The sequence below is a fragment of the Lunatimonas salinarum genome, assembly GCF_017811155.1.
GTDB lineage: Bacteria > Bacteroidota > Bacteroidia > Cytophagales > Cyclobacteriaceae > Lunatimonas > Lunatimonas salinarum.
Genome location: NZ_JACVCV010000006.1, coordinates 188,850 through 212,944, shown reverse-complemented (window position 1 = coordinate 212,944; position 24,095 = coordinate 188,850). Strand labels below are relative to the sequence as shown.

Below are 24,095 nucleotides of genomic sequence, written 5' to 3'. Positions count from 1 at the left end.
ATGAGCGAGAAAAAATTTAAACGGTATACCGTTACCTCCGCCCTGCCATATGCCAATGGGCCCCTCCATATCGGACATTTGGCAGGGTGTTATATCCCTTCCGATATTTACGTACGTTACTTACGATCCATGGACCGCGACGTGGCCTATGTATGCGGATCCGATGAACATGGCGTAGCGATAACTATCAAGGCTAAAAATGAGGGAGTAAGTCCGCAAGAAATCGTGGATCGCTACCACGAACTGATGAAGGCCAGCTTTCAGGAATTTGGGATTAGCTTTAACCATTATTCCCGTACTTCGGCGGCGATTCACCACGAAACCGCCGGACAACTATTCAAAGATCTTTACGATAAGGGAGAGTTTGTAGAACAACAAACCGAACAATATTTTGACGAAGAGGCGGGCCAATTTTTAGCAGACAGGTACATAGAAGGCACCTGCCCCAAGTGTGGCTACGAAAAGGCCTATGGAGATCAATGTGAAAAATGCGGTTCCTCGCTAAGTCCTACCGAGCTGATAAATCCCAAATCAAAATTAAGTGGCAATTCCCCCATTTTGAAAGAAACCAAACATTGGTTTCTGGACCTTGGCAGGTACGCTGGTTTTTTGAAAAAGTGGATCCTCGAAGACCATAAGGATGATTGGAAAAACAACGTGCTTGGACAATGTCGCAGTTGGCTGGAAGCGGGGGATGGCTTACAACCCAGATCCATGACCCGAGATATGGACTGGGGTATTCCTGTCCCACTGCCGGAAGCCGCGGGAAAGGTGCTCTATGTGTGGTTTGATGCGCCTATAGGATATATTTCCTCTACCAAAGAGTGGGCCCGGGAGAAGGGAATTGATTGGGAACCCTATTGGAAGGACAAAGAAACCAAGCTGGTTCATTTTATTGGCAAAGACAACATCGTCTTCCACTGCATCACTTTTCCGGCCATTTTAAAAACCCATGGAGATTTTATCATCCCTGAAAATGTTCCGGCCAACGAATTTTTAAACCTGGAAGGAGACAAGATTTCTACTTCGAGAAACTGGGCTGTTTGGCTGCACGAGTATTTGGCGGATTTCCCTGGCAAACAAGACGTGCTTCGGTACGTGTTGACTGCCAATGCCCCAGAGACCAAGGATAATGATTTTACGTGGAAAGACTTCCAAGCCAGAAACAACTCCGAGTTGGTGGCCATATACGGAAACTTCGTGAACCGAGCTGTAGTCCTCACGCATAAATACTTTGAGGGAAAGATCCCCCATCCGGGAGCACTGTCTTCCTACGATCTCGAGGTATTGCAGGAAATGGCGGAGTTTCCGCGGCGCATCAGTCAATCATTGGAGCGCTTTCGCTTTAGAGAAGCTTTAAGTTTCGTGATGGACCTAGCCCGTCTCGGCAATAAATACCTGGCAGAGATGGAACCCTGGAAGGAGATCAAAAAGGATGAAGTACGTACCGGTACTATCCTGAATGTGGCCTTACAGATTGCAGCGTCATTGGCCGTTGTTTCGGAGCCATTTTTGCCTTTCACGGCTGCCAAACTTAGGGAGGCTATGGATTTGGCGGATGCCAAGTGGAAAGATGCTGGAAGGCAAGACCTATTGCCTTCCGGTCAGGCACTGAGTGATCCTGGACTATTATTTGAGAAGGTGGAGGATGATGCCATCGATGCGCAGATAGAGAAGCTATTGAACACCAAGCGTAAAAACGAAGTGGAAGCAGCACAAGCAGTCCCTATGAAAGAAATCATTGTATACGATGATTTTGTGAAGCTGGACATGCGCATTGTACAAGTGCTAGAAGCAGAACCGGTCAAAAAATCCAAAAAGTTACTGAAGCTAACAGTAGAAACCGGCTTAGGAAGGCGTACCGTATTAAGCGGGGTAGCGGAGCATTTTTCACCGGAAGAGCTAATCGGCAAGCAGGTTGTAATGCTTCTTAACCTTGCACCTCGAAAAATGGTTGGCATTGATTCTGAGGGAATGATCTTGATGGCAGAGGATGCGGATGGAAGCCTGAAGCTGCTGCAACCCCATCGGCATGTCAAGCCTGGTTCGGTCATCAGCTAAAACCCTCTTCTATGCCATACCTTTATCCATCCAGGATGCTAATCGGCGAACCGATGTGAAATTAAGGATTGGTTTTATGTCATGGTTAGGTTACTACGTATTTGGCATGCCATTTTCAAAAAATATTTCCACCGAATAGTACCATTCATGAACTTTGTCAAGCGTTCCTTGTTATAATAACTGGGTATCAGTCCGTTAAAATGGTGATGAATAATGCATTTTGGGTCGTTCTATTGGGTATGTTTTATGCCGAAACAATTACGTTGGAGGATTTAAGGTGGAAAAACAGGGTGCTTCTTGTCTTTCCGGATGCCGAGCAGCCTTTGGCGCTGGATTGGGAGATTACGGATAGTCTCCGCATGGAATTTGAAGAACGAGACTTGTTGTATTTTGTATTTCAAGACAGCCTATTGACAAACTCAACGCACAGGTTCGATCCTGCCTATGAAGTATCGTTGAAAAAAAAATATAGACTTGGAAGTAAAAATGTATGTTGGGTGCTGATTGGAAAAGACGGTGGAACGAAGGTTCGCCAGGAAGGCGATGGCCCAAACTGGGAAGAGCTCTTTGGTATCATTGACGCTATGCCGATGCGGGCTAGGGAACTCCAAGAAAGAAAACGCCCCTAACGTACCTTTTCCAAGTATTCCGCCAATAAAGGCAAGGAATTATTTTTTGATGCGACCTCTTGTAGGTATTGAGCTGCCAATGCATTATCCCCACTTAGGAAATAATAGATTCCTTTATTTCGGAGTGCATAAAGATTGGTAGGATCGAGAGTTAAGCTGTAGTTAATATCCGATAAACCAGCCTCCAATTCGTTGCTGTACAGGCGAAACAGCCCTCGGTTGTTATAAAAATAAGGTTGATTGGGATTTAACAAAATGGCTTTTTCTATTTTTTCCAAGGCTATTCCGTATTCCTTTTGTTCAAATCGGATCAACGCCTCCAAATTGTAAGCATTTGCTTCCCTATCGTTTAATTTTAGCGAAGTTTCTACGTCCTCCAAGGCTTTTTCGTGCTCTCCTTGATAATATCTGATAGTGGCCCTATTTACCCACAAGTCTGAGTTATCGGGCTCCAGGGTCAACGCACTTTCAAAAGCGCTAAGCGCTGAATCGTATGCGTTAAGCTCGGTGTAGGTTAGTCCAAGCACGAAAAAACCCTTTGACGCAAAAGCTTCCGTTTGGGTAAGCCTTTTGGCTCCTTCAAGTGCTTTGTAGTTCTCCCCAAAATCCAGGTGGGCAAGTGCCTTTTGATACAAAGCCTCGTCATACGAAGGATCAATGGCTAATGCCCGCGAAAAATCACTGATGGCCCTTTCCGGATTTGCCAACCGTAGGTAAGCGATCCCCCTATTATAGTAGGCCTCCGCGTAGGCATCATCTACCCGAATGGCTTCCTCATAAAACTGTATAGCACCCTGTGTGTCTCCGTCCTGTAACTTTGCATTTCCCTTCAATAAAAAACGACCCTTTTTACTTTCTGCTGTATCACAGGAGAAAGCCGAAGCGAGGATTAGGGCAACCCAGAACAAATGAGGTGTTTTGGTGAGGTACATGATGACACTAATTCGTTTGATTGTCCTCTCCTAACAAAAAAGAATAAGGTTTGGTGCTGTCCTTGAGCTCGAAAATACGCTTCATTATAGCTAAAGTTGGGATGATCAGGATCATACCGGCTACTCCCCAAATGGCTCCGCCCACCAATAACCCCACAAAGGTCACAAGCGCATTTAAGTTGACGTTGCTTCCAACAATCTTGGGAGTAAGCACATTGCTTTCTATCAACTGTATCACGACAAATGACACTAGCACCGCAAAAGGATATAACAAGCCATCCATCGTCAAAAAGGCAAAAATAAAGGGCAAAATAGACCCCAAGAATGGCCCCAAATAAGGTATGATATTCAATAAGGCGGCAAACAAGCCAAAAAACAACGCATGCTTCACCCCAATGGCGTAAAGCGCAGAAGTATTCAGCACTGCCAAGATGGCCATTACCTTCAGCACGCCTAAAATATAGTACTGCACCACCTTACGCAGCGAGCTTATGTTGGCCTTCACTTCCTCCCCATCGTGCTCGGAAAATATCCGCGCAATAAATTCGGCCAAATGGTCCCTATAAATAAGCATAAAGAAAATAAAAACAGGCACCAAAACGACGCCAGAAAGCGATCCGATGGTACCTAGGAGGAAATTTGATACGGTTTCGCTATTTGACTCCAGGAGTTCAAACAGTTGAGTCTTGTCTACCCCTTGCCGAACACCTAAATCGGCACCAAACGTTTCCGTTGCAAATCGATCCACTTCGGCCAAATAATTATTTAATCGATCCGTCACATCTTCAAAGTCCTTAGAAAAGCTCCTTACCTGCAAGATCACCAGAACAATCAAACCAATGATAGCTGTAATTGAACTCAAAAGTGCAATTACCGCACTGAGCGTTCGGGGTACTTTCTTAGTTTCCATCCAATTACAGACAGGAATCATCAGCATCGCGATGTAACCGCCGATAGCAAGTGGAATCAGGAGACTTCGTCCCAGAATCATGATAAAAACGATGACGATAATCAACAAAAGGATAGAAAGCACTTGTAAGTAGCTGGGAATATAAGATTGCTTCATCTTAGCTTTGAATAAACGGTAAGAACCACTGTCAACTATTTTCCAACTAAAAGATAATCATAAATACTGACAATACACTTTTTTTTACCAAATGTAATGCCAAGCAAGTCGAAAAAAAGAACTGCACTCCTACTTAGAATACTTGAAGGATACATTCTAGGGCTGACTCCATTCGGTTTGGTTCCTTATTTGAGAGCGAGGGCGATTTACCTTATGGTTTCTTAATGTAGGTGATTTTTCCTATTTTTGGCTTATTGCGATATAAATACAATTCGGGTGAACAAAGAAAAATGGCGGCTGATCATGCTATCTCTCGTGGTAAGCGTGGGATTGATGATCTTAAAATTTTACTCCTACTATGTCACAGGATCAACGGCCATTTTAACAGATGCCCTGGAAAGCATCGTCAATGTAGTAGCGTCTTGCTTTGCAATGTACAGCATTTACCTCAGTTCACTGCCCAAGGACAGCAATCATCCATACGGTCACGGAAAGATCGAATTTTTCAGTGCAGGTATTGAGGGAATCCTTATCGTATTAGCAGGTGTATTTATTATCTATCAAGCCATCTATACCCTTTTCTTTCCTGAACCGCTCTACGCGCTTCCTATCGGGATGGTGTTGGTTGGAGTTTCGGGAGTGATAAATGGTGCGCTGGGAAATTTGCTGCAGAATAAAGGAAAAAGCCTGAATAGCATCACCTTAACTGCCGACGGAAAACATCTTACTACCGATGCCATCAGCAGTTTTGTCCTTATCTTGGGCATTGCTGTAATCTATTTCACGGACCTTTACTTTCTGGATAGTGTTTTTTCGCTGCTTTTCGCCGGCTATATTATCTATAATGGTTATAAGCTGGTGCGTCGTTCTGTTGGAGGGCTGATGGATGAGAAAGACCCCATGGCACTGGGGATGGTGGTAAAAGTCCTAAACAGGCACCGAAAGGACAATTGGATAGACATCCACAATATGCGGGTACAGCAATATGGCGGGGACAGCCACATAGATTTACACCTCACGCTACCCTATTATTTCGATTTGGTCAAGGTTCACGACGAAGTCCATCGGGTTGAAGAAGTGTTAGAGGAAAACCTCCCCGGGTACGTGGAAGTTTTTGTCCATGCAGACCCATGCATCCCGGAATCCTGCTGCAATTATTGTCAGATCAATGCCTGTCCTGTGCGCAAATTCCCTAAATCCAAGCGAATCAAGTGGGACGAACAAAATATGGCCAAAAACCAAAAACACTACCATGAGCTTACTTCGGCAATTCCAAATTCAGCAAAATCATAAATGGTTTATCGAGAATGAGCGAATCTGATTTCATACACGATTTCTCCTACCCACTTTTGTACAAAATGCTCATTATCAATTGAAACCACTCCCCAAATAGCTGATTTAATTCTTTTTCATAAATCCGAATTTATTTTAAAATATTTTCAAAAAATAACCCCATTATAAATCATTTTTAAATCAAACAATCATTTAAACAGGCTTCTTTGAAAAATTATATATTGTTTAAATTAAACCAAACCCAATAATATTAAGCATAAAATTGCTTTTCACATATTATTTTCTTAACTTAACCACAAATAAATGGTAAAACCCTAACAGTTGAACGCCATGAAAGATAAACAGTTTACCCTTCTAATCGCAGTCACAGCGATTGTATGGTTGGTGATAATAGGAATTATCATCATATAGCGCACGGACGATCTAATAAATCTGTATTTGTTTCCCTAACCTTTTAAAGCCTGTTAATCGTGTTTTTGGAAATAAATTTTTAGGGGCACGTATAATGCCCCTTTTTTTACGAAGTCGCCAATAAACCCGCCCGCCGAAGCAATGCCTCCGGCTTGGGATCTCTCCCTCTAAACCTACGGTAAAGAATGGTAGGGTGGATCCTACCTCCAGCACCCAAAATGTGCTCCTTGAAGGCAGAGGCAGTCTCAGGGTCAAATATTCCCTTTTCCACAAAAAGCTCGAATGCATCTGCATCCAATACCTCAGCCCACTTATAGCTATAGTATCCTGCTGCATAGCCACCTTGAAATATATGCGAAAAGGAGGTACTCATCAGGGTTTCCGCCACAGCCGGGAGCAGTTCAGTCTTCGCCATGCTGCTTTTTTCGAACGCCACAATATCAATCAGGTCATTGGGAGAAGAGCTATGATAGGCCATATCCAATAAACCAAAACTGATTTGCCTTACTGTCTGATAGCCCTGATGGAAATTAGCCGCCAGTTTAAGCCGTTCAATTAGGCTATCGGGGATTTTCTCTCCTGTCTCATAATGGGTAGCAAAAAGGTCTAGGCATTCACGTTCATAGCACCAGTTTTCAAATATCTGGGAGGGTAACTCCACAAAATCCCAGAAAACACTGGTACCTGACAAGGACTCATATTTTCCATTGGCCAACATCCCGTGCAACGCGTGCCCAAACTCATGAAAAAGGGTGGTCACCTCGTTGAAGGTAAGTAAAGAAGGCTTGGTTTTGGTAGGACGGGAAAAATTACAAACAATGGAGACAAACGGCCTCTGATCGCCGGTGGCAGTTTTTCGCTGCCCTCGATAGGAGGTCATCCATGCTCCATTTCGCTTTCCCGCCCGAGGGTAAAAATCGGTATATAATACGGCTACATGATTTCCCGTGAGATCCTTAACCTGGTAGGCATTTACCTCTGGGTGATAAACCGGAATGGCTTCGTTCTTTTCAAATACAAGCCCAAACAGCCTATTGGCCGTGGCAAAAACACCTCTCACCGTATTTTCCAACTCAAAGTAAGGCTTGAGCAATTCATCGTCCACCTCAAATTTCTGCTTTTTGAGCTTCTCCGCATAATAAGCAAAATCCCATTTCTCCAACTGCTCAAGTCCGTCCAGCTCTTGGGCAAATTGCGCAAGCTCCTTCACTTCCTCCTCTGCTTTGGGTTTTGATTTTTCGAGCAGTTCATGCAAAAAAGCAAGCACCTGCTCCGGCCCTGAGGCCATGCGTTCCTCCAACACAAAGTCGGCGTAGCTTGGGTAGCCAAGCAATTTTGCCCGCTCGTTCTTAAGCCGGATGATCGATTGGATGATGCCTCGGTTATCCAATTCATCTCCTTTGCAGCATTTGGTATTATAGGCGAGAAACAACTCCCTTCTCAATCCCCTGTTTTCGGAATAGGTCATAAATGGAACATAGCTCGGGAAGGCGAGTGTAAAGATCCATTTGCCCTCCTTGTCCCTTTCTATTGCGGTCTGTGCCGCCGCTTCAATAATGTTGGCCGGCAAGCCCTTCAAGTCTTCCTCGTGTTCGATCACCAATTCGTACCTATTGGTTTCCTTCAAAACGTTTTCTCCAAATTGTAACCCCATTTTCGAGAGCGCCTGATCGATTTCTCGAAGCCGAACCTTTTCCGTGGCGGAAAGCTTCGCACCATTTCGAATAAATGACTTGAAGGTCTTTTCAAGCAGTGTCGCCTGCTCCTCATCCAGCTCCAACGTAGCCCTTTGCCTATAAACGGCTTCTACTTTCTCAAAAAGCGCTTCATCCAGTAGGATGTCGTTGCCGTATTCGGAAAGGAGGGGTGATATTTCCTTGGCAATCTGCTGAATCGCATCGGTGGTCTCGGCGGCATTGAGATTGAAAAAGATGGCGGAAACCTGAGCCAACCGACTACCGGCAGACTCCAATGCCTCAATCGTATTTTCAAAGTTGGGATGATCTTGGGATTTTATTTGACTAATTTCCTCCTTCGCCTCACGGATGGCCTCCATTACAGCAGGCAAAAAATGTTCGTCTTTAATCTGACCAAAAGGTGGCGTTTGGAATGGTGTTTGAAATATTTCCAACAATGGATTTATCATATCTTTAGGTAGCTTTGTATCAGTCTCACAAAAATAACAAAATAAAAAGAGCATGTCCGCATTAATCAGACCTAATCCAGGCGAATACAACCCTTTTTACCAAGGGTACATGGATCACATGGAAGGTTTTTCCATACGGGAGCGGCTATCCATACAGAGCTTTCTACTAGAAGAGGTCTTAGAGGCGTTGGATGCCGAAAACGTGGATAAACCGATGGCGAAAGGAAAGTGGACTTATAATGAAGCGATCGGGCACCTGCTGGATACCGAAAAAATCATGCATTACCGAATACTGTCAATCACCCGGGAACCTGGCATAGCATTACCTGGCTTTGACCAGGACTTGTACGTGGCCAGTGGTAATTTTATAGGCTTGGAAGTATTTCATTCTAACCTAAATGCGATTGCTCTTAATCGAAACCTCCTCCGCTTTTTTTTGGATGGCCTGAACGATGAGCAGCTAACTCTTACCGGAACCGTGGACGGCCACCCCATATCCGTGAGGGCATTATATTACATCATATGTGGACATATGCAGCACCACCTGCTTCTTTTTAGGCAATACCTGTCCGCGTGATGTGTGATAAACATTACTGATTTGAGTCCATTTCATCCCGTAGTTTTGCAATGAAATCAAATAACACAAAAAATGTCTAAAGCGAAAAGTTTCTCAGAATTGGTAATGGGGGACACCCCTATATTGGTAGATTTTTTTGCAGTATGGTGTGGCCCTTGTCAGATGATGCAGCCGATATTGCAGGAAACCGCCCAACGAGTGGGAGATAGGGTAAAAATTGTAAAAGTAGATGTAGACAAAAACCCCATGGCGGCCAACAAGTACCAGGTGAGAGGCGTGCCTACCCTGATATTATTTCACAAAGGAAAAATACTCTGGAGACAGTCCGGTGTGGTTCCGGCGCATCAACTGGCAAAAGTGGTAGATCAATTCGTACACGAAAACGCGTAATCCTATGACGGATTCTCCCGCTTCTTAAAAGACCATGTCAGGTGAAATGTCGCCACATGGACACCCTCCTCCGTAACCCCTTTTACATGCATGGTGAGGGTGCCTGTTTGACCCGGCTTCTGTAGTGTTTTCAGCATGGCTTTCAGACTTTCTCCATCTTCGCAAAAAAACCGAGTGGTTTGATCTGCCTTTTTGTGAAACTGAGCTTCAAACCCGGTTACCAACATGGAAAAAGACCCCACTCCCGATAGGTGGTACATGCACAGTATTCCAGAGGCCAATTCTCCCGCACCGGATAGTGCGGCAAAGTATATCGAGCGAAAGGGGTTTTTGGTACTCCACCGAAAAGGAATCGACAACTCACACCGCTTGCTTGTCAGGTCTGTAATTTTCACACCCCAAAACCATATCGAAGGCAACTTCGTGAGAACAAACCATTTAAATTTCAAAGGATTTAGCATATCCTTGATGAATTTCTCCTGCTTCCTTGTCATGATTTCAATATTAGGTCCACAAGCTGGTTTCCCGGCATATACAACTCCTAAGGGTTATACTTTTGGATTAAGGTTCCACCGAGGGTAGTTGGAAGATCCGAATTCCCTACCCCGTTTTTATTTAGAAGACAAATCTAGGCAACATTCACCCAATCTGGCATTTTTTTTGGTAATTTGCTTTCAGATTAATGGATGAAGTATGTATAAGAAAATTATTGCCCTTTTTTTTCTGGGATTGATGGTGTACGGATGTGCGACAGTCCCTTTAACCGGCCGAAGGCAGCTCAGTATAGTAGGAAACAGTGAGATCTTGCCACTGTCGTATGATCAGTATTCCACCGTGATCAAAGATAGTAAAATTGTCACCAACACACCTGACGGGCAAAAGGTGGTAAACGTAGGCAGAAGGATTGCTTCTGCGGTAGAACAGTACCTTAAAGACAATAACTACCAAGGAATCACAGAAGGTTTTTCATGGGAATTTAATCTAATAGAAAGCGAACAGGTAAACGCCTGGTGTATGCCTGGAGGCAAGGTAGCCTTCTATACTGGTATCATGCCAATTTGCCGGGACGAAACCGGTGTGGCGGTTGTGATGGGCCACGAGGTAGCCCATGCTATTGCAAATCACGCAAGAGAACGGATGTCACAGGGCTTGGTAGCAAACGGTCTGCTGGGGGGAGTACAAATGGCTATGGGGGAAAACCCATCGTTGACCCAAACGATATTTTTACAGGCCATAGGATACGGGGGTCAGGTCGGTATGTTGAAGTTTTCGCGAGACCAAGAGTTAGAGGCAGACAAGCTTGGCTTGATATTCATGTCCATAGCGGGGTATGATCCACGAGAGGCCCCCAAATTTTGGGAGCGAATGAACGCAGGAGCGGATAGAGCGGATGTTCCGGAATTTCTTTCCACCCACCCCGGACCTGACCGTCGGATAGACCGACTGAACGAACAAATGGCAGAGGCCAGCGCCCTTTACGAAAAAAACAAGCGCTAGGTAGCTTCATGAAGACCAAAGCAAGGCATATACCTTGCTTTGGCTAATGCCTTTTATTGAAACTTCTCAACCTTACTTGGGTAAACTTGCGTTTGGTATCAAGGGGAAAATCGCCTTTCATCATCCAATCGTAATAACCCGGCTCTTCCACCAAGACCTGTTCAATGGTTTTGCCCTTCAACTTACCGAAATTAAAGACCTCCTCTCCTTTGTCGTTGAAGATAAATCGTCCGGCTAAATCTACCATCTTTTCGTTGAGTAGGTTGTGCAGCTTACGCATATCGTTTTCCATGGTGCCCAACAAGTTTCCTTGAAGATCCTCGACTGCTTCCCCTTGATAACGGGCAATCTGTGCCTTAAACACTTCGTAAGATGCAACCGTATCCGCCTCAGCGCTGTGCGCATTTTCCAAACTTTTACCACAATAGAACTTGTATGCAGCCGCCAGGTTTCGTTTTTCCATTAGATGAAATATTTTCTGAGAATCCAGCAGATTTCGCCTTTCGATATCAAAATCCAAGCCCGCTCTTAAAAACTCTTCCACCAGTAACGGGATATCAAATTTCAACACATTAAACCCTGCCAGGTCAGCCCCCTCAAAAAACTGGAACAATTCACTGGCAATATCTTTAAATTTTGGCGCATGCCTTACATCCTCATCATAGATACCGTGAATCAGGGACGCTTCCTGAGGAATCGGAATAGTGGGGTTAATTCGACTCGTCTTTGTCTCCTTGGTTCCATCAGGGAATAATTTAAGGATGGAAATTTCCACAATTCGGTCCGAGGAGATGTTGATACCGGTAGCTTCCAAATCGAAAAATGCCAGTGGTGATCTTAGGTTTAGTTCCATGAACGTACGTATGATTAAAATAGCGGCCTTTTTTTACCGTCGCGGCCATGTTGACATATTTTTATACAAATATAGGATTTTTGCGTGGACTTTTACGTATACCTACCGTGTTACCTTGGGGACTATTTTTTTGAAACCAAGGAATGAAACCCAAGTACAAACCGTTGTGATAGTGAACGCTTACATTTAGGTTGCCGATGTTACACGCTCCTTTCGGTCTGAAAAATGATTTTCGGTCAGGTGACCCGGCAGGAAATATTCCCATGCCTGTTTAATCAGCTATCGATGAGCAATTTGGATCGGATTTGGATAACTGTGGATAAGTGGGTGTATAAAATGTTTAAAACCTTTCGTGTAAAGCAGGTACATTTGTTCTTATGGCAGAAAGTAATTTGAGTAAAGGAGAGCGATCCCTTGTGAGGCGTAGAGTACCTGATCCGGGAGCGGCACTGGGAAAACTTCCTCCACAAGCAGTGGATTTAGAGGAGGCGGTTTTGGGGGCATTGATGCTAGAGAAGGATGCGCTTACCGCCGTCGTGGACATCCTTTCCCCAGACAGCTTTTACAAAGACTCCCATAAAGTCATCTACGAAGCCATTCTTGACCTGTTTAACGAGGGCGAGCCCATCGACATTCTCACCGTAACCAACCAGCTCCGAAAAAACGGCAAGTTGGAACTCGCGGGCGGGGCCTTCCACGTAACCGATTTGACCAGCCGAGTCTCTTCAGCAGCAAACATTGAATACCATGCGCGGATTGTGACCGAACAGGCTATGAAGCGCAATATGATCAAAATCGCTTCTGACATTCAGCGTGAAGCATTTGAGGACACGACCGATGTCTTTGAGTTGCTAGATAAGATGGAGCAGTCACTTTTTGAGCTATCGGAGACAAACATAAAAAAGAATTATGCCGATATGCGTTCCATCATGCGGGAAGCGATCGAAGAGTTGGAGAGCAAAAAAGGCCAAAAAGATGGGTTGACCGGTGTACCGAGTGGTTTTACGGCTCTCGATCGGGTGACAGCAGGGTGGCAAAAATCAGATCTAGTGATAATTGCGGCCCGTCCCGCTATGGGAAAAACAGCCTTCGTGCTTTCCGTACTCCGAAATGCTGCGGTAGACCACAACCGTCCTGTTGCTATTTTCTCATTGGAAATGTCCTCCGTGCAGCTGGTCAACCGATTGATCTCATCGGAAGCAGAGCTGGATTCGGAAAAAATCAAAAAAGGCAACCTGGCGGATTATGAATGGCAGCAACTGATTCATAAGACCAGCAAACTTTCTACCTCGCCCTTATTTGTCGACGATACCCCCGCTCTTTCTATCTTGGAATTGCGTGCTAAATGCCGGCGGCTAAAGGCCCAAAATGATATTCAACTTATCGTAATCGATTACCTTCAATTGATGTCCGGGGACAGTAAAGGCGGGAATGGAGGCTCAGGAAATCGGGAGCAAGAAATATCCAGCATCTCGCGCGCGCTGAAGAAAATCGCAAAAGAATTGAGCGTGCCAGTGATCGCGCTGTCCCAGCTTTCTAGAGCGGTAGAGACCCGTGGGGGGGATAAGCGTCCTCAACTCTCTGACCTTAGGGAATCCGGAGCGATAGAACAGGATGCCGATATTGTTATGTTTTTGTATCGCCCTGAGTACTATGGAATCACCGAAGATGAAGATGGCAACAGCACGGCCGGTGTAGGAGAAGTGATTATTGCCAAGCACCGAAATGGCGCGCTCGAAAATGTAAAACTCCGATTTATCGGTAAATACACCAAATTTACAGACTTAGACCTGAACACCCCTTATATGCCTCAGGACGCATTATATGGAAACAGATTTCCAAGCCGGGCCGGAGGGTCTGATTTTGATCAGGGCAATATGATCCGTATGGGCAGTAAAGCAAACGGTCCCGGGATGCCCACCTCGGACGGAGATGGGGATGATTTTGCCGCTGGGTTTGGCAACAACGATCCCGCGCCATTCTAACAATAGCGTTTAGGGCTATTCCATGGCCTCGCAAGTGCATCCCCCTCAGCTAAGGTCGGGGCTTCAGTCTTCGTGTTCAAGCTGAAAGTTCAGGTAAGCGCTTTTTAATTCCCGCTCGGCGTGATGATTTTGTTGGTTTTGAGCCAAGCTGATTCCTTTTTTATATATTTGCGCTGCCTGTTCCAATTCTCCCAATTCGGTGAAAAACATGGCAGCATGAAAATAAGTGGGCAGGTATTCCGGAAACTGATCCAAAAGCAATTTAAAATATTCTTTTGCCTGTTTTTTGTGATCATTCTGGTATTCCAACGCTAGTGCGTAAAAGTTAAAGGGGTCAGAAGGATCCTCTTTTACAAATCGGAGCAGTTGCTCAATGCGGTTTAAATTGGCCATGATTCTTTTTTTGAATTAGCTTCGTATTCGCTAAATTCACGAAATTTAAAGAAAGTAATAAATTTTGAACATGAAAATTCTCGTTTGTATTACCCATGTGCCGGACACCACATCCCGGATACAATTTGCGGAAAACAATACCATATTAGATAAATCAGGTGTACAGTTTGTAATAGGCCCCTATGACGACTACGCCTTGGCGAGGGCGGTAGAGCTGCGGGATCAGACAGGGGGCAAACTAACCGTGCTAAATGTAGGCGAAGCAGAAACAGACCCTACGCTCCGCAAAGCACTGGCTATCGGCGCAGACGAGGCAATCCGAATAAATGCCGCACCTTCGGATGCTTTTTTTGTCGCGCAGCAAATTGCACATGTGGTGAAAGAACAAACATTTGACTTGATTTTAATGGGTAGAGAGTCGATCGACTTCAACGGAGGGATGGTACATGGCATGGTGGGTGAGCTATTAGGAATACCCTCGATATCTCCAGTAATGAAGCTGGAACTGGAAGGATCCCGCGCGAAACTGGTAAGAGAAATCGAAGGCGGCAAAGAACATTTGGAACTTGAACTTCCTTTTGTAGCTGGCTGCCAAGAGCCCATCGCCGAATGGAAAATACCCAATATGCGGGGAATTATGTCAGCTAGAACGAAACCATTGAATGCCATCCAACCGATAACAGCAGAGACGGGAACCAAAACCCTCTCCTACTCCCTACCACCGGCCAAAGGAGCGGTGAAGTTGATCGACAAGGACAACGTGGAAGAACTGGTGAATTTATTGAAAAACGAAGCGAAGGTACTTTAATAGACTGATAGAATGGCAGTACTGGTTTATATAGAACAGGAAGAAGGAATCATCAAGAAGTCATCCTTAGAAGCAATCTCCTACGGAAGAAAATTAGCCGACTTATTGCAGACAGAGGTCAAAGCAATTGGCCTAGGAACTTTCGCCGCCGGCGAGTGGGACAGCGTAGCCCAAGCTGGTGCGGAGCATGCCCTTCACGTAAATGATGCCCGCCTAAACGCTGGAATCATACAAGCACATGCAAAAGCAATCGCGCAGGCATATGAGGCTACCACTGCCAATGTTTTGGTACTGGCAAAATCCTCCTTGGGTGATGCTGTAGCCGCTAGATTGTCTGTAAGACTACGCGCAGGCCTGGTGTCAAATGTAATTGAATTGCCTACGCTTGAAAGTGGATTCTGTGTGAAACGGAGCATCTACACTGGCAAGGCCTTCGCCGTCAGCGAAGTGACCACCAAAAACAAAATTTTGGCTATCCGAAAAAACACGGTGGAAACATTGCAAGTAGATGGGAAGATTGACGTTCAATCTTTCGAAGCGGTACTAGACGATTCAGATTTCAACGTTAAAATCACTGGAACGGACAAGGCTACCGGTGAGATCTCCCTCCCCGAGGCAGACATTGTCGTGTCAGGGGGAAGAGGGCTCAAAGGTCCCGAAAACTGGGGATTGATCGAAGACCTGGCCAAATCACTAGGCGCCGCTACTGGATGTTCCAAGCCGGTTTCAGACATGGACTGGAGGCCTCATCACGAACATGTGGGGCAAACAGGAGTGAAAGTGTCACCGACCCTATACATTGCGGTTGGCATATCTGGTGCTATTCAGCACCTAGCAGGTGTCAACTCCTCAAAAAACATTTTGGTTATTAATAAAGATCCGGATGCGCCCTTCTTTAAAGCTGCAGATTACGGAATCGTTGGAGATGCCTTTGAAGTTCTTCCAAAATTGACGGAAGCCATTAGGGCACAAAAATAAACGCCTGTGGAAAACGCAATAGAGTTAGAAATAATTGGCCTCACGGCAAGTCATTCCCAATCTGGATCATTTACGCTGGTTCTTGGCGAACTGGATGGTAGGCGAAGGCTTCCGATAATCATCGGGATGTTCGAAGCCCAAGCGATTGCCATTGAGTTGGAAAAGATTACGCCCAACCGCCCCATGACGCATGATCTGGTCAAATCGTTCTCAAAGCATTTTGACTTTACCGTGGAGTATATCCTGATTTCTGACATGCGAGAGGGAGTATTTTATGCCAAAATCGTATGTCAGGGGCCCTACAAGCGTGTTGAAATTGATGCCAGACCGTCTGACGCAGTAGCCATCGCCGTACGCTTTGGCGCACCAGTATATTGTTCCCTACCCGTAATGGAAGAAGCGGGCATCGAGGAGGCTGAAACCAATGAAAGTACCGGGGGAAAAGCCACTGAAGAGAGGGACATCCCCTCTACGAAAAAAAAGGAACCTAGCCTCAAGGACTATTCACTTGAAAAGTTAAACCAACTCCTTGAAAAGGCCATTCAAAATGAGGATTATGAAAAAGCGGCCCGGCTTAGGGACGAAATCAACCGAAGAAACTGATTCACTTTGCATGGTACTCATTTAGCATGATGAAGCGCCTAAATTAATAAAACAGATGGTGCTTACACACTTACTCAAAGCGCTTCTGCTCTAACATATGGAATATATCAGAGGACTACTAGGGATTGCCGTGCTATTGGGTGTTGCAGCCCTGTTTTCTGTCAATAAGAAATCTGTTGATTGGAGACTTGTGCTTATAGGGGTTTCATTACAGCTTATTTTTGGATTCCTAATTACCAAGGTACCTTTTGTAGCGAACCTGTTTGCTGCGGTAAGTAGGATATTCGTACGGTTTTTGGGTTTTTCAGAAGATGGAGCCACGTTTCTTTTTGGAGATTTGGCTACAGACAGCTTTGGGTTCATTTTCGCCTTTAAGGTACTCCCTACCATTGTTTTCTTTTCTACCGTATCAGCGGGCCTTTATTATTTAGGCATTCTCCAGAAAGTTGTTTTTGGGATTGCGTGGGTCATGTCCCGGACGATGAGACTTTCCGGTGCGGAGAGTCTCTCTGCCGCCGGAAATATCTTTTTAGGTCAGACAGAAGCGCCTTTATTGGTCAGACCATTCATACCGACCATGACTCGGTCGGAGCTGATGTGCCTAATGACAGGGGGAATGGCTACCATTGCCGGAGGCGTACTGGCAGGTTATGTCGCCTTTCTAGGAGGAGACAGTCCCGAAGAACAGAGTCGTTTTGCTACCTATCTCTTGGGAGCTTCCATTATGAATGCGCCAGCCGCGATTGTAATGGCAAAAATCATCCTCCCCGAAATAAACCGGGAAGGGGTAAATGATAAATTGGTAATCAATGCGGAAAACACAGACGTAAACCTGATAGATGCCATGTCGAGAGGCGCCTCAGAAGGACTCAAGCTCGCATTGAATGTAGGAGCGATGTTGTTGGCGTTTATAGCAGTGATTGCTGCAGTAAATTACCTCTTGCTGGAGGTGGCAGGAGAGCTCACTGGCATCAACCCATGGATTATCGAGTCCACTCAAGGCCAATTCAAGGGATTATCCCTAGAGTATCTACTAGGGCAACTTTTCAGAATATTTGCCTGGGTAATTGGTGTGGATTGGCACGAAACGTTACCGGTAGGTTCTCTTTTAGGTCAGAAAACGGTCATCAATGAATTTGTAGCTTACCTGGGTTTAGCCGAAATGAAGGAGGCAAACATGCTTTCGGAGCGCGCCGTCACCATTGCCACCTACGCACTATGCGGATTTTCCAATTTTTCTTCCATCGCTATACAAGTAGGCGGAATTGGAAGCATCGCTCCCAATCAACAAGGCAACCTATCCAAACTCGGCATGCGGGCACTCCTTGCCGCTACGCTAGCCTGTTTGATGACTGCCACCATTGCAGGCGCACTGTTTTAATGGGACTAGGTGCCTCTCCCTATACGCTTGTAAGAGGCACCTAATCCTAGCACTTATTCGTTTATCACGATTTTCTCGATTTTATCTCCCGCCCGAATAGCATCGATGACCTCTAGCCCCTCGGTAACTTTACCAAAGCAGGTATGATTTCGATCCAAATGACTGGTATTATCCCTGCTATGACAAATGAAAAATTGCGATCCTCCGGTATTTCGCCCAGCATGGGCCATGGAAAGAACCCCTCTATCGTGGTATTGCAATTCACCGTTCAGCTCACATTTGATTGTGTAACCTGGCCCACCGGCACCATTTCCAATGGGACAGCCTCCCTGAATTACAAAGTTGGGAATGACCCGGTGAAAGGTCAGCCCATCATAGAAACCTTCCTTAGATAGCTTTACGAAATTTTCCACGGTATTAGGGGCATCTTCGTCGTAAAAGCTCACTTTCATCACCCCTTTGGCGGTATGTATTTCTCCTGTTCGCATGTGTTATTGATTGTTTTTGAAGATAAGTCAGCATCCCAACCAAGGCGCCATCTTTGCGTTGATGAACGTCATCGGCGGTATTTCTTTCAGCTTATTTTGGCAAAATTAATCATTTATCTGGATTTGGTCCGGAATTATCAAGCCTGGTGAAATGGAAAATCAGAAATTGGTGTATAATTGTAATTGAAACCCGAACTACTTGGTTCTAGGAGAGTGCCAGTGACCCATGCGGTACCACGCTGCATAATCCCTGAACCCCAGACAAAGTAGTTAGTAAACAAACTAGATCTTCTGACACAAATTTTATTCCATTGGAAAAGAAAGACTCTGCATTTGGCAAGCATGCTATTCCGGATCAGACACTTAAGGTAGAAGGCCCGCAATTATTTGGACATCCGAAAGGGCTGATGACCTTATTTTTCACAGAGATGTGGGAGAGGTTCAGCTATTACGGAATGAGGGCGCTCCTGATCTTGTTCATGACCGCACCCTTGGTTAATGGCGGCTTGGGCATGGATGACGTCACCTCAGGAGCTATCTACGGGTTGTATACCATGGGTGTTTATTTGTTTGCCCTTCCCGGTGGTTGGTTTGCAGACCGGCTTTTTGGATTAAAGAAGGCCGTTTGGTATGGAGGAATCATCATCACACTGGGCCATTTTACCATGGCACTACCAGGTGTGGTTCACCTTATTCAAGGAGGAACGGCCTCCAAAAATGCACTCACCGGATTAGACTTATACTCATTCTACGCTGGATTGGTACTTATCGTAATGGGAACCGGGCTGCTCAAACCCAACATCAGTTCAATTGTAGGCAAGCTTTACCCAGAGGGCAGCTCCAAAAGGGATGCCGGATTCTCCATTTTCTACATGGGAATTAATCTTGGGGCGCTAATAGCCCCCATTGCGTGCAGCACATTGGCCGTCTATGACTGGCATTTAGGTTTTGGCTTGGCCGGTTTTGGCATGTTACTGGGTTTGGTTCAATATCGAGTCACAGGACACCACTTAGCCGGCGTAGGCGAGGCACCTCAGGCCAGAACCGCCGAAGAATTGGCCATCAAACGAAATTTAACCCGTTGGTCGTCGGCTATCGTGGGAATGTTACTTTTTGTGTTGCTTTTGCTTTTTGGAGGAGTTTTCTCCATCGATGCCCCAAAAGTAGCAGCTGCATCCAACAACATTATTCTGATAGTCGCATTACTCTATTTTGGATATTTGGTCCTATTCGGAGGCCTATCTGTAGTGGACAAAAAGAAAGTGGGGGTTATAGCGATTCTATTTGTTTTCACCGCCTTGTTTTGGTCTGGATTTGAACAAGCAGGCTCTTCACTGAATCTGTTTGCGGAACGTTTTACAGACCGCAGCGCATTCGGTATGGAGATCCCTACAGGATACTTTCAGTCTATAAATTCAATGTTCATCATCCTTTTCGCTCCATTCTTCGGGGCTATGTGGGTTTGGTTGGGCCGTAAAAATCTCGAGCCTAGCTCACCTTTGAAATTTGCGCTTGGCTTGCTCTCTTTGGCGATTGGATTTTTGATCATGTATTTTGCTGCCAAAGTTGCAGCCTCTGGTGAAATGGCAGCGCCCACTTGGCTCATATTGACTTACTTGTTCCATACCTTTGGCGAACTGAGCCTAAGCCCGGTTGGTTTGAGCCTGACGACGAAACTCGCCCCGGAAAAATATGCGGGTCAGCTGATGGGGATGTGGTTCTTATCCATTGCAATGGGCAACTTGATTGCAGGAAGAATTGCCGGGGCTACCAGCGGAGGATCAGCGGAGGCATTGCAAAGTATGCCCGACCAGTATTTACGTATCGTTTGGATTACTGCAGGCGCAGGTATACTGCTCTTTTTCCTTAGCTTTCCCATTCGCAAGCTTATGGGAGAGGTTAAATAAAAAAAGGCTTTGGCAAACCATCTTGCCAAAGCCTTTTCTTAAAATTAATGGACTAAAAGGAAGTTTAATCCTCTTCCTTCTTAAAATGCGTACTTCTAAAGTCTATGGCGGACAATCCAGCACCAAGTCCTACGAGTATACAAACGATTGTCCAGAACAACTGAGCTCCGGAAGCTATTGGAGCACTGAAAATTTCTAACAGCATATCATGAAAGGTTTGATTTTCGAGGTAAATTTAATTTTTTTCGCAAGTTAACACAGCCTTCCTTTATAACAAAGAAAGCAGGCCGGTTTAAAGGTCCTGCTTTACAATTTTCAATAGCTAGCCGAAGGGTATTTCGGATTCTTTTCAGAAATCATCTTCATCATCCTCTTCCTCTTCGCCGTCATCAAAGTCATCCTCTAATTCGTCGAAATCGTCATCGTCAAAGTCCGTAAAGATGTCGTCCTCTAGACCGTGATCTTCGTCCTCATCAAAAATCTCGTCATCAAATTCGTCAGCGAACTCATCTTCTTGATCATCAAATTCGTCAAAATCGTCGTCGAAGTCTTCCATTTCAGTTCTCGTTAAAATTAGCGCAGGTACTTGTTTCACCCGCTAAGTAATGAAAAATTACTTATTAACTCAATACGACAAACTGATTTATTTTTTCCTTCGAATTTTCACCGGAAATGGCATGAAGCGCAAGCCACTGCCGTTCCAGCAAATTTGCCCATGTTTCCATGTATAGAACGACATCATTCCGGTTGTTTTTGGAAAGTTGTTTACGGCGCTCCGAAGGAATTTCTGCCAAAATAACCGGATCAGAGAGCCCTTCAAGGTCGCTGAGGTCATCCAGCGAAAGTCCTGCCTCAAGCAACTTACTGATCATCAAGTCCATCGGGAAGCCACTCGTGGGACAATAGTCTCGGAGCTGTTCATTCCAATCGCCGACACCCTGCATGGCTAGGCGATGAATATCGCCCTTGCTCAGGCTAGTGAGCTCCTGGGCTAAATTCCCACAATTACAGGCACCCATGTGTCCCCATTGGTAAGGAGTTCCGTTTTTGAGGCGCTGGGCGGTTTTGCGAATGCTACTAATTAATTTTGGATTAGGTATAGCCATGGCGTAAAGTTCTGTTTCAATAATAAAACAGAATTCACGAAAAGGAGTTTTGAAGAGGCAACTATTTTTATCTATTAATCGGGTTTTTCACCACTCCCAAAAATGGATTTGATGTATTGTTTGATGAGCGGCTTGGAAAGGTACTTCTTTACCTGTTTGTATTCATTGGCCTTGTTGATGTCCCTTTCATCTACTGAACTACTCAAAATGTAAATCTCAGGATCTTCGTGTTGTGGGTCAAACACCTCCAAAAAATCCCAACCGGTCATCTCAGGCATATTCAAGTCCAAAAATAAATAATGTGGCTTGATTTTATTAACATCCCTTAGCGCATCTTTCGCATTGTCAAACGTAAATATTTGGCAAGGAATCTTAATATTTTTATGTATGAGCTTTTCAGTGACGAATGTACTTATGGGATCGTCGTCGATAAGGATAATTTTGACCATTGAATTGCAAAAAGGTGTTTTTGAAAAGCATTTAATTAAGTACAAAAATAATTATTAAATTTTGAATTGCTATTGAATCCAATATTTTTTTTTGATCGAAGCGTTGCAGGTCTTTCCTAGCATCCCGCATTTTCTTAACTTATTGGGTGGTAGATCCCACCTGCTGCCGTAAAAACACTGGACGCAGCCCAATGTACCATCCTTCTCCATTTTAATTTTGCTGAATTTAGCGCTATTTTTGACTGGATTAATTGCGATTTTCGGTTTAAAAGCAGCAGGGCTCTTCTTACAAACCCAGCGAAACGGTGATTAGGAGCAGAATAGATTCGATATACCCAAAGATGCTTTGAAACTAAAAATCAATGCCTTATACCATCGTAAGATCCGAATAGGAAAATCATAAAGCAGCCATCCATGAAACGCCCAGACTTTGAAGATATTTTTATGGAATTAGCCGTGAATTTGGCTAAACGCTCCCACTGCATCAAAAAGCACGTGGGTGCGGTACTGGTAAAGGATACCCGGATTATTTCTATCGGATACAACGGCCCACCTTCCGGGACCCACAACTGCGACGAAGAGTTTCCTGAGGAGGGCTGTAGCAGGGATAGTAAAGGAAGCTGCTCACTTGCATTGCACGCCGAACAAAATGCCATTTTGTACGCTGTTAAGAATAAAGCCACCGTAGAGGGCTCCACTCTTTTTGTGACATTGGCACCCTGTCTACCTTGCGCCCGGATTATTTATTCTATGGGTATCGAAAAAGTGGTTTTTTTGTATTCATACGCAGAGTATAAAGGGCTACCTCAGGATGAGGGACTCGAGTTTTTAAAAAAATTTGGTATTGATGTCGTGAAATACGCCAAGCCATTGGAAAAAGTGGATCCGCTTATTTAGCGCTCTACCAGAAGTTTACCTCTACTTCCAATGGTACCCCAAATTTTTCCATCACCGCCTTTGCGATGGCTTGGCTAAGGTTCACGATATCTTGCCCTCTCCCCTGACCATAGTTAACAAGGACCAAGGGCTGCCGATCGTGGACACCTACCGTACCCCAACGCTTCCCCTTCCACCCACAGTGCTCTATCAGCCACGCAGCAGCAATTTTCATTCCATCCTTCGTGGGAAACCCCTGCAAAGTGGGATGATTATCTTTCAGCGATTGATATTGTGCTAACGAAACCACTGGATTCTTAAAAAAACTCCCTGCATTTCCTATACGAGACGGATCTGGTAGCTTCTGCCGTCTGATAAAGCTAATCGTCTCACTCACAGCCGTCAGGCTAGGTTCTACATACCCCAGTTCGTGCAGCATATCCTCCACATTGCCATAAGTGAGGTTATATACAGGTGACTTGGACAATTTGAAAGTCACATAGCATATCACGTATCGATTTTTTCCCTGCCCTTTAAAATAGCTATCCCTGTACCCAAAAGCACATCCTTTGGAATCGAAAAAAACCAACGAGGTAGTTTTCTTGTCTATGGCCTCTAAACTATGAAAAACATCCTTAACCTCCACACCATATGCGCCAATGTTTTGAATGGGTGCAGCACCTACCGTCCCCGGGATAAGTGACAAATTCTCTACCCCTCCCCAACCTTTTGCAACGGCGAACATGACAAATTCATGCCAATTTTCACCAGCTCCTACCCTAACCAACACATGGTCTTCGGTTTCTTCCACCACTTCCCTTCCCTTGATCCCTATCTTGATGACCATCCCTTCTAGATCGCTTGTCAGCAGCACGTTACTTCCACCGCCTAAGACCCATACTGGAATCGCCCGTTCATCACACCAACGAAGTACCTCGGTAAGATCCTCAGTTGAATAAACCTCGGAAAAAAAACGGGCACACTGATCCAGCCCAAACGTATTCAACTGCCGTAACGAAAAATCTTCCTGTATCTGCATGAGGCACGAAATAAGGCAGTTTTTACGGATTTTTAAAGCATAAATAGAAATTCTTTGTACCATAAAATGATTAGGTGTCGGATAGGGTCACTTCCAAGCCCCACTTAACAGTCATCCCCCATCGCTTAACTCGGAAAAAGGATCTTTGCGATATAATGCTTCTGAATCAAATTAGTTACCCACAATACCGGTATATTTGAATTAGTATATCTCGAAAAAACATTACA

The 24,095-nt window shown here is 44.9% G+C and carries 25 protein-coding genes; 13 read left to right on the top strand and 12 right to left on the bottom strand.

The window, feature by feature from the left end; genetic code table 11:
* Both metG and IAQ59_RS09395 read left to right on the top strand, forming a co-directional pair.
* On the top strand, positions 1–2,061 hold the full coding sequence (gene metG, locus IAQ59_RS09400; RefSeq protein WP_209330539.1) for a methionine--tRNA ligase: 2,061 nt from the start codon (positions 1–3) through the stop codon (positions 2,059–2,061).
* Positions 2,062–2,267: 206 nt separating this feature from the next.
* Entirely contained in the window at positions 2,268–2,690 is a 423-nt protein-coding gene (locus IAQ59_RS09395; protein WP_245189521.1) for a DUF4174 domain-containing protein, read from the top strand.
* On the opposite strand, the gene IAQ59_RS09390 is transcribed toward IAQ59_RS09395, so the two are convergent.
* Together IAQ59_RS09390 and IAQ59_RS09385 are read right to left on the bottom strand one after the other, a co-directional pair.
* Positions 2,687–3,622: a tetratricopeptide repeat protein gene (locus IAQ59_RS09390; RefSeq protein ID WP_209330537.1), complete on the bottom strand. Its 936-nt coding sequence runs from the start codon at positions 3,620–3,622 to the stop codon at positions 2,687–2,689. The genes IAQ59_RS09395 and IAQ59_RS09390 overlap by 4 nt on opposite strands.
* 7 nt (positions 3,623–3,629) lie before the next feature.
* Positions 3,630–4,688 carry an AI-2E family transporter gene (locus IAQ59_RS09385; protein WP_209330536.1) on the bottom strand — a complete coding sequence of 353 codons (1,059 nt, stop codon included), beginning with the start codon at positions 4,686–4,688 and terminating at the stop codon, positions 3,630–3,632.
* A gap of 303 nt (positions 4,689–4,991) precedes the next feature.
* Here IAQ59_RS09385 and IAQ59_RS09380 point away from each other — a divergent pair, with 303 nt between their 5' ends.
* Positions 4,992–5,981, top strand: coding sequence for a cation diffusion facilitator family transporter (locus IAQ59_RS09380; RefSeq protein WP_209330631.1), 990 nt, complete (start codon positions 4,992–4,994; stop codon positions 5,979–5,981).
* 517 nt (positions 5,982–6,498) lie between these two features.
* Here IAQ59_RS09380 and IAQ59_RS09375 read toward each other — a convergent pair.
* Entirely contained in the window at positions 6,499–8,538 is a 2,040-nt protein-coding gene (locus IAQ59_RS09375; RefSeq protein WP_245189520.1) for a M3 family metallopeptidase, read from the bottom strand.
* A gap of 52 nt (positions 8,539–8,590) precedes the next feature.
* Between IAQ59_RS09375 and IAQ59_RS09370 the strand changes: the two genes are divergently transcribed.
* Entirely contained in the window at positions 8,591–9,115 is a 525-nt protein-coding gene (locus IAQ59_RS09370; protein WP_209330535.1) for a DinB family protein, read from the top strand.
* Positions 9,116–9,187: 72 nt separating this feature from the next.
* On the top strand, positions 9,188–9,505 hold the full coding sequence (gene trxA, locus IAQ59_RS09365; RefSeq protein ID WP_209330534.1) for a thioredoxin: 318 nt from the start codon (positions 9,188–9,190) through the stop codon (positions 9,503–9,505).
* A gap of 2 nt (positions 9,506–9,507) precedes the next feature.
* On the opposite strand, the gene IAQ59_RS09360 is transcribed toward trxA, so the two are convergent.
* Positions 9,508–9,999 carry a PaaI family thioesterase gene (locus IAQ59_RS09360; protein ID WP_209330533.1) on the bottom strand — a complete coding sequence of 164 codons (492 nt, stop codon included), beginning with the start codon at positions 9,997–9,999 and terminating at the stop codon, positions 9,508–9,510.
* Positions 10,000–10,198: 199 nt separating this feature from the next.
* Here IAQ59_RS09360 and IAQ59_RS09355 point away from each other — a divergent pair, with 199 nt between their 5' ends.
* Positions 10,199–11,002: a M48 family metallopeptidase gene (locus tag IAQ59_RS09355; RefSeq protein ID WP_209330532.1), complete on the top strand. Its 804-nt coding sequence runs from the start codon at positions 10,199–10,201 to the stop codon at positions 11,000–11,002.
* 43 nt (positions 11,003–11,045) lie between these two features.
* Here IAQ59_RS09355 and IAQ59_RS09350 read toward each other — a convergent pair whose 3' ends face one another.
* Complete coding sequence (locus IAQ59_RS09350; RefSeq protein ID WP_209330531.1) at positions 11,046–11,855, bottom strand: 3'-5' exonuclease; 810 nt, start codon at positions 11,853–11,855, stop codon at positions 11,046–11,048.
* Positions 11,856–12,232: 377 nt separating this feature from the next.
* Between IAQ59_RS09350 and dnaB the strand changes: the two genes are divergently transcribed.
* On the top strand, positions 12,233–13,840 hold the full coding sequence (gene dnaB / locus IAQ59_RS09345; protein WP_209330530.1) for a replicative DNA helicase: 1,608 nt from the start codon (positions 12,233–12,235) through the stop codon (positions 13,838–13,840).
* Positions 13,841–13,903: 63 nt separating this feature from the next.
* On the opposite strand, the gene IAQ59_RS09340 is transcribed toward dnaB, so the two are convergent.
* Positions 13,904–14,233 (bottom strand): tetratricopeptide repeat protein, encoded by a 330-nt coding sequence (locus tag IAQ59_RS09340; protein WP_209330529.1) that lies wholly within the window; start codon positions 14,231–14,233, stop codon positions 13,904–13,906.
* Positions 14,234–14,303: 70 nt separating this feature from the next.
* Between IAQ59_RS09340 and IAQ59_RS09335 the strand changes: the two genes are divergently transcribed.
* The 4 genes from IAQ59_RS09335 to IAQ59_RS09320 all read left to right on the top strand — a co-directional run bounded on the left by IAQ59_RS09335 (position 14,304) and on the right by IAQ59_RS09320 (position 18,003).
* On the top strand, positions 14,304–15,041 hold the full coding sequence (locus IAQ59_RS09335; protein WP_209330528.1) for an electron transfer flavoprotein subunit beta/FixA family protein: 738 nt from the start codon (positions 14,304–14,306) through the stop codon (positions 15,039–15,041).
* Positions 15,042–15,053: 12 nt separating this feature from the next.
* The gene (locus IAQ59_RS09330; RefSeq protein WP_209330527.1) at positions 15,054–16,019 is read left to right on the top strand and encodes an electron transfer flavoprotein subunit alpha/FixB family protein; all 966 of its coding nucleotides are present in this window, start codon (positions 15,054–15,056) and stop codon (positions 16,017–16,019) included.
* Positions 16,020–16,025: 6 nt separating this feature from the next.
* Complete coding sequence (locus tag IAQ59_RS09325) at positions 16,026–16,622, top strand: bifunctional nuclease family protein (protein ID WP_209330526.1); 597 nt, start codon at positions 16,026–16,028, stop codon at positions 16,620–16,622.
* Between the two features lie 97 nt (positions 16,623–16,719).
* Positions 16,720–18,003 carry a NupC/NupG family nucleoside CNT transporter gene (locus tag IAQ59_RS09320; protein WP_209330525.1) on the top strand — a complete coding sequence of 428 codons (1,284 nt, stop codon included), beginning with the start codon at positions 16,720–16,722 and terminating at the stop codon, positions 18,001–18,003.
* A 53-nt stretch (positions 18,004–18,056) separates the two neighbouring features.
* Here IAQ59_RS09320 and IAQ59_RS09315 read toward each other — a convergent pair whose 3' ends face one another.
* Positions 18,057–18,491: a peptidylprolyl isomerase gene (locus IAQ59_RS09315; RefSeq protein ID WP_209330524.1), complete on the bottom strand. Its 435-nt coding sequence runs from the start codon at positions 18,489–18,491 to the stop codon at positions 18,057–18,059.
* Between the two features lie 407 nt (positions 18,492–18,898).
* Between IAQ59_RS09315 and IAQ59_RS09310 the strand changes: the two genes are divergently transcribed.
* Positions 18,899–20,398: a peptide MFS transporter gene (locus IAQ59_RS09310; protein ID WP_425342604.1), complete on the top strand. Its 1,500-nt coding sequence runs from the start codon at positions 18,899–18,901 to the stop codon at positions 20,396–20,398.
* Positions 20,399–20,462: 64 nt separating this feature from the next.
* On the opposite strand, the gene IAQ59_RS09305 is transcribed toward IAQ59_RS09310, so the two are convergent.
* From IAQ59_RS09305 to IAQ59_RS09290, 4 genes are all read right to left on the bottom strand, one after another.
* A complete protein-coding gene (locus IAQ59_RS09305) occupies positions 20,463–20,603 on the bottom strand; it encodes a hypothetical protein (protein ID WP_209330522.1) in 141 nt (46 codons plus the stop codon).
* 144 nt (positions 20,604–20,747) lie between these two features.
* Positions 20,748–20,954, bottom strand: coding sequence for a hypothetical protein (locus IAQ59_RS09300; RefSeq protein WP_209330521.1), 207 nt, complete (start codon positions 20,952–20,954; stop codon positions 20,748–20,750).
* Positions 20,955–21,018: 64 nt separating this feature from the next.
* The gene (locus tag IAQ59_RS09295; protein ID WP_209330520.1) at positions 21,019–21,504 is read right to left on the bottom strand and encodes a hypothetical protein; all 486 of its coding nucleotides are present in this window, start codon (positions 21,502–21,504) and stop codon (positions 21,019–21,021) included.
* A 74-nt stretch (positions 21,505–21,578) separates the two neighbouring features.
* On the bottom strand, positions 21,579–21,953 hold the full coding sequence (locus IAQ59_RS09290; RefSeq protein WP_209330519.1) for a response regulator: 375 nt from the start codon (positions 21,951–21,953) through the stop codon (positions 21,579–21,581).
* A gap of 414 nt (positions 21,954–22,367) precedes the next feature.
* Here IAQ59_RS09290 and IAQ59_RS09285 point away from each other — a divergent pair, with 414 nt between their 5' ends.
* Positions 22,368–22,850 carry a deoxycytidylate deaminase gene (locus tag IAQ59_RS09285; protein WP_209330518.1) on the top strand — a complete coding sequence of 161 codons (483 nt, stop codon included), beginning with the start codon at positions 22,368–22,370 and terminating at the stop codon, positions 22,848–22,850.
* A 4-nt stretch (positions 22,851–22,854) separates the two neighbouring features.
* Here the strand turns inward: IAQ59_RS09285 and murB are convergent, their stop codons facing one another.
* On the bottom strand, positions 22,855–23,868 hold the full coding sequence (murB, locus tag IAQ59_RS09280; protein WP_209330517.1) for a UDP-N-acetylmuramate dehydrogenase: 1,014 nt from the start codon (positions 23,866–23,868) through the stop codon (positions 22,855–22,857).
* Positions 23,869–24,095 lie beyond the last annotated feature (227 nt).